This is a genomic window from Saliphagus sp. LR7 (genome assembly GCF_003344565.1).
Classification (GTDB): Archaea; Halobacteriota; Halobacteria; order Halobacteriales; family Natrialbaceae; genus Saliphagus; species Saliphagus infecundisoli.
The window spans coordinates 1-6,658 of sequence record NZ_QPND01000048.1; the positions used below are offsets into that span (position 1 = coordinate 1).

Consider the following 6,658-nt stretch of genomic DNA (forward strand, 5'->3'; position numbering starts at 1 on the left):
AAGAAGCTCAATCAGGTACTCGGTAACCGCCTGTTCGACTCACTGGACGAACTTCAGGATGCCGCGCTCGCTGCACTCGACAACATCAATCCACCAAATATCTTTACGTATTTATGTCCGTGAGTATAAGTATGGGCAATAACGTGACGAACACGCTCGTAGGGAGTTGTCTCAGACACCCACTCGTCGCTAACCACCTCGTTGATGTCCTCGAATTCGTTTGGTGGTGTTGTATCAGTATACTACTCTATTTTGGGAGAGTTCAACACGTATTCATTGAGAGACCGGACCTCAACTTCGATAGAGGGTATGGAAGAGGAGACTACACCAAGCATAGAGGATCCAGAATGCTCGATATTGGAAGTACAGTGGATGCTGGCTGCCGTCAAATCAGACACGATCGGCGACTCGTGATGATTATCTGGTTAGAAATGCGCCCGAACTTCGTGCACCTGGGGCACGGCGATATAGTACTGTAACAGACTTCACGTGATCTGCGATCCAACTCTGGAGGCAAGGTCTAGACGGCTTTGCGACGCGACCAATTCATTCCTCGAACGAGACGACACCTTTGACGACCGTTGGATTCATCGCTCGCTGGAACGCGTCGTCAATCTCGTCAAGCGACGACTCGAAGTCAACAATTCCGTCAACATCAACGACACCATCGGCGAGGAGGGCGATGGCCGCATCGTAGGTATTCTTGTACCGGAAGGAGCCGTGGACGTCTATCTCGTTGTCGATGACATCTAATACGTCGAAAGGCACCTCTGCCTCGTCCGCCAGACCCACGAGAACGACAGTTCCGCCGCGACGGACGACGTCGAGCGTCGACCGAATCGACGGCTCTGCCCCGGAGGCTTCGACGACGACGTCGGCACCGACGCCGTCGGTGTACTCGTCGACGGCCGCTTCGAGGTCGTCCTCGGCCACGTTCACTGCGAGGTCGATGCCTCGTTTGTGGGCGAAGTCAAGTTTCTCTTCGACGACATCCGTGATCAGGACGTCTGTTGCACCAGCAGCACGCGCGGCCTCGGCGACCATGAGCCCGATGGGTCCAGCCCCCGTGATTAGGACGGTGTCGCCCGTTCCAACCTCGCCCCGACGGCAGGCGTGGATGCCGACCGAGAGGGGTTCACAGAGCGCTCCCTCGATAGTGGAGACGTTATCCGGGAGTTTGTACGCGAAATCTGCCGGCCAGGCGACGTATTCGGCGAACGCGCCGTCGTGTGGCGGCGTCGCCATGAACTCGACCGACTCACAGAGGTGGTAGTCGCCGCGCCTGCAGTGGGCACAACGCCGGCACGGAACGCCGGGTTCGAGCGCGACGCGGTCACCCGGTTCGAGCCCAGTAACGTTCTTGCCGACCGCGACAACCTGGCCGGCACTCTCGTGGCCGAGCACAAGTGGATCCTCGACGACGTAGTCGCCGATACGTCCGTGTTCATAGTAGTGGACGTCCGATCCACAGATACCAACGTCACGTATCGCGACGAGCACGTCGTCGGGCCCTGGTTCGGGACGCTCATGGTCCTCGAGCTGGAACTCCGTAGGTTCGACTAACACTGCGGTTCGCACACGTAGAGACACCGTAACCGGCTACAAAAATCTGCGGGACGTCACCACCCAGCAATACTACCGTCTTCGTGGTGCCAGACGGGTTGTATCATAGGGATCAGCAAACTAGTTCGTAGTTTCTCTCGTCGCACGCTTCTCTCGAGACACCGTTTTCCATGCGAGGGCCTCCAAATATCCACGATGATCCCTATCAGTTGACCTGGGCCTGGGTCTGCTCGCGGAAGTGGTTCTTATCGATCCCGATGCCGAGGCCGGGGCCGGTCGACGTAACCATCCTCGAAAGTGAACATTTCGGGGTCCTCAAGTAGTGCCAGTCGCTGGCTCGACGACGATCGATGATCGGTCCTCATCGGCTATGTAGCCGTCGAGGGTATCAGCTCGGGTCATCGGCCAGTCCCGCAAGCACCGTTTCGCCTACTTGGAGTTGGTATCCTCGCCACCGAACGGCGACTCAGCCGAGGTTTGGTGCTTCAGTTTCAGGTTTACCGTGTCCCAGTGGCTGTAGTGGAGCGGGTACTGTCCATCAGTTCGTTCGTAGGCAACGAGTGCGCGGTGGCCCACATCACCACCTCCGCTGATGGTCGTGTGCGAATGCGGGTCGCACCACCAACGCCGGGCAGGATATGTCGTGGAATTGCACTTCCAGAAGGGACCGATCCGTTCCCGGTGAGGGAAATACCTTCATGTGACACCGGAACGAGCCATCGCCATGGACGTACTCGACTCGTTTCGACTCGACGGGCGGACAGCGATCGTGACCGGAGGGAATCGTGGAATCGGGCGCGCAATCGCCGAGGGATTCGCCGACGTCGGTGCGGACGTCGTAATCGCAAACCGTGACGAAGAGAGTGGGGCGGCCGCAGCGGATGAGATCGAGGCGGCAGCCGATGTCGACACCCTAGCCGTCCAGACCGACGTCACCAGCGAGGCTGACGTGAGGGCACTAGCCGAGGAGGTCGTCGATACCTTCGGTGGAATCGACGTATTGGTCAACAACGCCGGGATTACCCATCACAACAGCGTGGCGGACAAGTCCGTCGAGGAGTTCCAAGAGACGATCGACATCAATCTCACTGGGGCGTATCGCTGTAGTAAGTACGCAGGCGAGGTGATGAAAGACGATGGCGGCGGGGCCATCCTCAACGTCTCTTCGATGTCTGCTTTCATCGCGAATTACCCCCAGCACCAGGTCGATTATCAGGCGTCGAAAGGGGCGCTGGAGGCGTTCAAGAACCAGCTCGCCTCAGAGTGGGCCGAATTTGGGATCCGCGTGAACAACATCAATCCCGGCTACGTCTTCACCGACAACATCGTCCACGGCGAGAAGACGGTCGACACCTGGCGCTCAGAGATGCTCGTCGACGAGTTCGCCCGCCCGGCTGATATCGCACCACTCGCGGTGTACCTCGCAAGTGATGCCGCCTGGTACGTCACTGGCGAATCAGTTGTGATCGATGGCGGATATACCGTCCGCTGACTCGAATGCCAACTGGGGAGATTAACCGCATACATAGGTTATAGGACTCGCAGGCGAGAATACCACGCCGTAAACGGCGTGGATGAATCGCCGTCTTCATCCGTTCAAACGCCCGAATCGGAAGGATTAGGTGCCCCACGGGCATATATCTATCCGTCGCCACGACGGAGAACCGTCGCGTCTCGACACCCCGAAAACTGGCAGTTGACTCGGTGTTTGCCTCATCAAAAAGTAAGCCCTCGGGAACGCAGACCGACGAAACACAACCACGTACCTCCGAGTCCCGTGTGGGATAGGAGTACCGGCGGCGTGGCACCGCCATGAGTTCGTCGAACTCGAAACCAGAAGGTCCCAACGAACCGCCCGTTTGGTGGGCGTGGGAGGCCCGCGTCTTCAGGCGCGGGAGGATGTCACTGATACACATCGTACTCTCGATACTCCCATCCGATATCGCTGATACGGTCCCAAAGGAGGAGCATGGATCTGGCTTCAATGATCCTCGATGCTCGTCGTATCTCGGTTCCGAACCACAGAAACGAGTGTCTGGATAGAACTCTCTAGCTAGCCGTTACTCTTAGGACAATCCAAGCTGAGAGACAATTATGTCGCGAGTCACGATCTTGGGGATTATTCTTCTCGGCGTTATGATGGCTCTCGCTGGATGCGCAGCGGAGTCGCCAGAAGAAACCAATGGGACAGACACCGAAGGTGATAGCGACGAACTCGAGGAAACGAATACCACCGAGGAAAGTCCCGTGGACGAAGAGAGAAACGAGGGTGAGGACAGCGAAAATGAAACCGAAGAAGAGACAGAACAAACCGATAACGAATCTGAAACTACGACGTCCGAAGAGACTGCAGAACCGACGGAGGAGCCCGAGGAGACGACTGAAACGACTGAAGAGGAAACGGAAACCGAGACCGAAGACGAACCCGAGACGGAAACCGAGAGCGAGACCGAGGAGGAGACCGAAAATACTGAAGAACCGACCGATACCGAAACGTCCACTGAAGAATCGACTGATACCGAGACCGAGACGGAAGAGGCGACTGACACTGAGGAGGATACACCCTCCCCAACAGAGACGGAGACGCCAACAGCAACGGAGACTGAGACAACAACGCCATCCGAACCTGCAGTGGCGGTCCCTCCAGAGGTCTCGGGCGGGGAGGCTCGAGAGGCGACAGTCACGCGAGTCGTTGATGGCGATACGATGGAAGTCCAGTTCGCTGATGGAGAAGAGGATACAGTCCGCTTGATCGGTGTCGACACGCCTGAAACAACGCTGGGCGATGTGAGCCCCGGAGAGTACGAGGGAATCCCCGATACCCAGGCTGCTCGTGATCACTTGTACAACTGGGGCGAACAGGCCAGTCAGTACGCGACCACTGAGCTCGAAGGTCAGGAGGTTCGTGTCGTGACCGACGGTGAAGGTGACGAGCGTGGGAGCTTCGGTCGCTTACTGGCGTATATCTACGTTGGCGAGACGAATTTCAATCTCGGATTGCTCGAAGGTGGCTACGCTCGCGTCTATGATTCCACGTTCAGTCTTCGCGAAGAGTTCGACAGTGCTGAAGCGGACGCGCGGTCCAACAGCGTCGGCCTCTGGGATTTCGAGGGCGAATCAACGCCAACCGAGACTGAAACCGAATCGGACAATGGCGATACCGACGATGTCGACATTCCGCCCCTTCCAGACGATGGTGATTACAACTGTGGAGACTTCGAGACGCAAGAACAGGCCCAAGCCGTTCTCGACGGCGAGTCAGGCGACCCCCACGGCCTCGATGGAGACGGTGATGGCGTCGCCTGTGAATCGTTGCCATAGAACTGTTCGCCCACCAGATCTCCATTGATCCGTGAATTCTCGATCGTCAGGATGAGCGACTATCCATCGTCACATTCTCCGACGACGCTCGCGACTGGGGGCCCACCAATGCAGTGACCGCCGAACGGGTATCGGTCCGCTAATGGATATTCACGAGAATCGCGGCTGTCCCCTTGCCGAAGCCTTGCTCCAAGAGAGGGTAGCTTCCAGATCTCATGTCCAGTAAGTACGTCTGTCCCCGTGGCTGTGGATGCTATCAGCGGCTTTCGCGCCATTGGTTCGGGCCGAACTGTACGTTCCCACGTCTCGAGAACCACCAGCGTGAAACGATCAAGGGCATGGTGTTAGCAGGCGCGACGATCGCCGGAAACGGCCCGAACAAACACCTCGTTATCGGGACTATCCGCGAGTCGCTTGCGGAATGGCTGGCCGAGGAACTCGGCTGGCTCACCCATTCGATCCGCGAACGTAGGTATGAGGCTGATCGTCAGCCCGAGTATCGTATCCGGACTCACGCACATTCGGCGCTATCGCAGTACGCTAAGTGGACGGAGAGTGATCGAGCACCGCCTGTAGACGTACCGATCTCGTCGCATACAGGGCGGATCTGGTACGCCCTCGCCGGCGGCCTCCAGTGGTCCCACGAGTACGACAGCGGGCGGACAGCAGCGTTCTCAGCCCTGTCTGATGATCGGGCAGCGTGGATCGGGCAAGTCCTTACGGACGCCGAGCCCGCCTTCCAAGGGACGCGGGCAGGGACGCGTGTACAGTTTCGACCGCTCGAAACCGACCGCTGGCTCGCCTGGATTGGTGATCCGGTTCCTGGCGTCGCGTACAAGTGGGCCGACGGACGAGCAGAGTACGAGCGGCTTCGCGATTGGGAGTGATATTTCGCGATCGGCGGTTCCGCGACTGGTTATCCTGAACCCGATCCGTCCAATAACGAGAGGCGAAGAATTCGATTTAGAACTGGAGGAGATCGAGGACGGAACACGGCGCCCTCAAGCCTGAAACGGGACGCCGAAGAGCGGATTTACCGCCTCCCCGATGGTTCGAGCCGAGTTCACGAACAAGCCCCACTCTCAACACGACGAATGCGTGTAGGGTGGGGTAGTTGACTAGCCGCTATCGCCTCGGCGACACGAACCTCAGTGGCAAGTGGTTCCTCTGTGGATTGAGTAGGTTGAGGTTTGAACGCTCCAATTGAGAGAGGACGAATTCGTCACGACGGGGTTCGTTAGCGCGAGGAGGGCCTCAAGGGGCGCCCGTAAGGATTATTTGACTGTCAGTATCGCCGTTCACGATTTGGCGCGTTGCATCTGGAGGGATACGAACCGCATCACCGGGTTCTAACGACACGTCGTCGTCGTTATCGATGGTCACTGTCGCTTCCCCGTCAACGAGGAAGTATACTTCTTCGTGGTCCTGGTCGTCATGTTCGTGTTCGGGTCCTTCCCAGCCCGGCTCAGCATCAACAACAGTGAACCCGTGGTCGGTACACTCGAGTTCGTCTCGGAGAAAGTGCATCCCGTGGCTGGTCTCGGTCTCTTCGTAGTTCACTTTCGTATAGGACATCATTTCTTGCCAACAGAGATAGACACAAATATCTAATGCCGACCGCTCAGAAGCGAGCCCACCACTGGGAAACGAGGGTGTCATAGAACGATTACCACACCAAAGAGCAGGGTGAATGCTGAGGTGGTATGCACTCAGCGACCCTGCAAGAGAACCATTCGATAGACTCGTTCTTTAATGTCGCGGAGACAGCGACGTT

The 6,658-nt window shown here is 57.6% G+C and carries 5 protein-coding genes and 3 pseudogenes; 4 read left to right on the forward strand and 4 right to left on the reverse strand.

Features of this window, described 5'->3' with window-relative positions; translation table 11 throughout:
- A pseudogene (locus tag DVH23_RS22815) lies at window positions 1–123 on the forward strand (IS630 family transposase); the annotation flags it as partial.
- Here DVH23_RS22815 and DVH23_RS25395 read toward each other — a convergent pair.
- From DVH23_RS25395 to DVH23_RS24885, 3 genes and pseudogenes are all read right to left on the reverse strand, one after another.
- Window positions 123–206 (reverse strand): annotated as a pseudogene (locus DVH23_RS25395) (transcriptional regulator); the annotation flags it as partial. The pseudogenes DVH23_RS22815 and DVH23_RS25395 overlap by 1 nt on opposite strands.
- A gap of 340 nt (window positions 207–546) precedes the next feature.
- Complete coding sequence (locus DVH23_RS22825; RefSeq protein ID WP_114579642.1) at window positions 547–1,578, reverse strand: NAD(P)-dependent alcohol dehydrogenase; 1,032 nt, start codon at window positions 1,576–1,578, stop codon at window positions 547–549.
- Between the two features lie 303 nt (window positions 1,579–1,881).
- A pseudogene (locus DVH23_RS24885) lies at window positions 1,882–2,139 on the reverse strand (DUF6735 family protein); the annotation flags it as partial.
- Between the two features lie 148 nt (window positions 2,140–2,287).
- Between DVH23_RS24885 and DVH23_RS22840 the strand changes: the two are divergent.
- The 3 genes from DVH23_RS22840 (at window position 2,288) to DVH23_RS22850 (ending at window position 5,771) form a co-directional block, all read left to right on the forward strand.
- On the forward strand, window positions 2,288–3,055 hold the full coding sequence (locus DVH23_RS22840; protein ID WP_114579643.1) for an SDR family NAD(P)-dependent oxidoreductase: 768 nt from the start codon (window positions 2,288–2,290) through the stop codon (window positions 3,053–3,055).
- Between the two features lie 755 nt (window positions 3,056–3,810).
- Entirely contained in the window at window positions 3,811–4,884 is a 1,074-nt protein-coding gene (locus DVH23_RS24465) for a thermonuclease family protein (protein ID WP_198668081.1), read from the forward strand.
- A 338-nt stretch (window positions 4,885–5,222) separates the two neighbouring features.
- Complete coding sequence (locus DVH23_RS22850; protein WP_114579644.1) at window positions 5,223–5,771, forward strand: hypothetical protein; 549 nt, start codon at window positions 5,223–5,225, stop codon at window positions 5,769–5,771.
- Window positions 5,772–6,138: 367 nt separating this feature from the next.
- Here the strand turns inward: DVH23_RS22850 and DVH23_RS22855 are convergent, their stop codons facing one another.
- On the reverse strand, window positions 6,139–6,459 hold the full coding sequence (locus tag DVH23_RS22855) for a cupin domain-containing protein (RefSeq protein WP_114579646.1): 321 nt from the start codon (window positions 6,457–6,459) through the stop codon (window positions 6,139–6,141).
- Window positions 6,460–6,658 lie beyond the last annotated feature (199 nt).

Excerpts from the sequence above, each read along its gene's own strand:
- DVH23_RS22840 (WP_114579643.1), top strand. The coding sequence starts at position 2,288 with ATGGACGTACTCGACTCGTTTCGACTCGACGGGCGGACAGCGATCGTG.
- DVH23_RS22850 (WP_114579644.1), top strand. The coding sequence starts at position 5,223 with ATGGTGTTAGCAGGCGCGACGATCGCCGGAAACGGCCCGAACAAACAC.
- DVH23_RS22855 (WP_114579646.1), bottom strand. The coding sequence starts at position 6,459 with ATGTCCTATACGAAAGTGAACTACGAAGAGACCGAGACCAGCCACGGG.